Annotated in this window: 2 protein-coding genes and 2 pseudogenes; all 4 read left to right on the top strand. The window is 68.2% G+C overall.

The features are described 5' to 3' along the window. A pseudogene (locus tag IMZ29_RS22275) lies at positions 1-222 on the top strand (P-type conjugative transfer protein TrbL); the annotation flags it as partial. A gap of 12 nt (positions 223-234) precedes the next feature. Continuing rightward, entirely contained in the window at positions 235-939 is a 705-nt protein-coding gene (gene trbF / locus IMZ29_RS22280; RefSeq protein ID WP_023121620.1) for a conjugal transfer protein TrbF, read from the top strand. Beyond that, the gene (trbG, locus tag IMZ29_RS22285; protein WP_216188462.1) at positions 936-1,928 is read left to right on the top strand and encodes a P-type conjugative transfer protein TrbG; all 993 of its coding nucleotides are present in this window, start codon (positions 936-938) and stop codon (positions 1,926-1,928) included. The genes trbF and trbG overlap by 4 nt, the downstream gene beginning before the upstream one ends. Before the next feature lie 2 nt (positions 1,929-1,930). Next, positions 1,931-2,952, top strand: a pseudogene (locus tag IMZ29_RS22290) (TraB/TrbI/VirB10 family type IV secretion system protein); the annotation flags it as partial. Between the last annotated feature and the right edge of the window lie 78 nt (positions 2,953-3,030).

Genomic DNA, 3,030 nt, shown 5'->3' on the forward strand with positions numbered 1-3,030 from the left:
GGCTCGGAATGGCGACGCCGGCGCGTCAGCCGGCCAGGCGCCACCAGCGAAGCCCCCGCAGGCGCTGCCGCTGCACAGCCCTCCGAGCAGCCCGCCTGGGCCAAGCGGCTGCAACGCCGCCAGCAACTCACCCAGGCCGCGACCACCACCGCCCACACGCTCCGCGGTGGCGATGGCGGCGGCTCCGGCCAGGGGCCGAGCCTGCGCGATTCCGATTCATAAGGAGAACTGACCATGCGATTCAAGAAACCGCAGGTGCGCTACGCCGACACGCCGCAGCCTGCCACGCCGTACCAAGCTGCCGGCCAGGTGTGGGACGACCGTATCGGCTCGCCGCGCGTGCAGGCGAAGAACTGGCGCCTGATGGCCTTCGGCTGCCTGACGCTCGCGCTGCTGATGGCCGGCGGCCTGGTGTGGCGCTCGGCGCAGTCCATCGTCACGCCCTACGTCGTGGAGGTGGACAACGCGGGCCAGGTGCGCGCAGTGGGTGAAGCCGCCACGCCGTACCGGCCGGGCGATGCGCAGACGGCGCACCACATCGCGCGCTTCGTGACGCTGGTGCGCTCGCTGTCCATCGACCCCATCGTCGTCCGCCAGAACTGGCTCGACGCCTACGACTACACGACCGACAAGGGCGCAGCCGTGCTCAACGATTACGCGCGGGTCAACGACCCGTTCGCGCGCATCGGCAAGGAGTCGGTGACGGTGCAGATCACCAGCGTCGTGCGCGCTAGTGACACGTCTTTCAACGTGCGCTGGACGGAACGCCGCTACGTCAACGGCGCCGCGGCTGGGCTGGAGCGTTGGACGGCCGTCGTGTCCATCGTGCTCCAGCCGCCGCGCACCGAAGAACGCCTGCGCAAGAACCCCCTGGGCATCTACGTCAACGGCCTGTCGTGGAGCCGCGAACTGGATTCTTCCGAAGGAGCCAAGCCATGAATGATCTTTTCCGTAAAACCGCTTTGCCGTTGATCCTGCTTGCCCTCGCGGGCTGCGCCTCGCAGGGCAAACCGCCGCCGACCATCTCGCTCGATGAGCCGGTGCAGGCCCAGCCGCTGCCGGAGCCCCCCGCGCCGGTGGAGGTGGTGGCCGTACCCGAGGTGCTGCCGATGCCTGCGCAGTTGAAGCCCTTGCCCGAAGCCGACGACGCCAAACCTGCGCCGGAGCCGGCAGACGAGAAGGTGCGAGTCTCGCGCGCCAATGCCGAGGCCCGCGTCGCGCCCACGCGCGAGGGCTACGTCAACGCAATTCAGGTGTGGCCCTTCACGGATGGCGCGCTGTATCAGGTCTATGCGGCCGTGGGCCGCGTGACCGTGGTTTCGCTCCAGCCGGGCGAGGAACTGGTGACGGTGGCCGCCGGCGATACCGTGCGCTGGATCGTGGGCGACACGTCCAGCGGCAGCGGCGCCGAGCTGCGCGTGAACGTGCTGGTCAAGCCGATTCGCTCGGGCCTCAAGACCAATCTCGTCATCACCACCAGCCGCAGGACGTACCTGCTGGAGCTGGCTTCGACGGAAAAGACGTGGATGGCATCGGTGTCCTGGGAGTACCCGCGCGACCGGATGCTGGCCTTGCAGCGTCAGGCGCAGGCGGCCAGCGCCGCCGCGCCGGTCGATACCGGGCTGGCGCTGGAGAACCTGCGCTTCCGCTACGCGATCAGCGGCAGTAATCCGTCGTGGAAGCCGTTGCGCGCCTTCGACGACGGGCAGAAGGTCTATATCCAGTTCCCCGCCGGCATCGCGCAAGGCGAACTGCCGCCGCTATTCGTAATAGGGCCGGAAGGCGACGGGCAACTGGTGAACTACCGCTTCCGCTCGCCGTACTACATCGTGGATCGCCTCTTTGGCGCGGCAGAGCTGCGCCTGGGCGGCGACAAGGGCGACGTGGTGCGGATCGAGCGCACGGATGGCGTGGCACGGAGGAATTGACCATGAGCCAGGACGACACCCCCGACCTCGCCACGCCACAGGCGGGCAAGGTCGCGCCCGAGGCGGTGGTGCTGCGCGCCCAGCCGCGCCCGGTCACGCGCCTGAACCGACGCACGCTGGCCATCCTCGTCGGCAGTCTGTCGGTTGCCGTGCTCGGCGCCACGATCTGGTCGTTGCAACCGCAGCGGCGCAGCGCCGACGAGCAAACCGAGCTTTACAACGTCGATCGCGTCTCGAAATCAGAGGGGCTGGATGGCCTGCCGACCGACTACTCGAAGCTGCCGCCGCAAGTGCCCGAGCTGGGGCCGCCGCTGCCGGGCGACCTCGGCCCTGCCATCGTGAATTCGCAGCAGCCGGCCGTGGCCGCCTACGCGGCCCCCGGCCACGATCCCAACGATGCCGTGCGCAAGGAGGCGGAAGCCGCTGCGGCTTCGTCGGTGTTCTTCCGTTCAGGGGGCCAAGGCCAAGCCGCCGCCACGGTGGCACAGGCGACGCCGGGTGTGCCTGGTGGTGCAAGCGCGCTCGCGGCCTTCGACCCGCTCGCGGCTGGGCCGGCATCGGTGGCGGCGCAGCCTGCCGACCCGACCGCCGTGCAGAACCGACAAGACCAAAAGGAAGCGTTCCTGAAAGCCGGCTCTACGGAAACACGCAATTCCGGCAATCTGGCGCTGCCCGCGTCCCCTTATCAAGTGATGGCCGGAACGGTGATCGCCGGCGCGCTGGTGACAGGCATCAAGTCGGACTTGCCGGGCGACGTGATCGGCACCGTGACGGAGCCGGTCTATGACACGGCCACCGGCAAGTTCCTGCTGATCCCACAGGGGTCGCGCATCCTCGGGCGCTACAACAGTCAGGTCAGCTACGGGCAGAGCCGCGTGCAAGTGGTGTGGAACCGGATCATCTTGCCCGACACGTCTCGCTGACGCTCGACAACCTAGTGGGCACCGACCCGGCCGGCTACGCGGGCTTGGAGGACGACGTGGACTGGCACTGGAACCGCATCTTTGCCGGTGCGGTGCTGACGAGGTAATGCCCCCTAAAAACCCTGGGATTCAGAAGTAGAATTTTCTCGCACAGGGAGTTCTACAGATGAAGCGATCGA

The sequence above is a fragment of the Verticiella alkaliphila genome (genome assembly GCF_018904615.1).
GTDB lineage: Bacteria > Pseudomonadota > Gammaproteobacteria > Burkholderiales > Burkholderiaceae_B > Verticiella > Verticiella alkaliphila.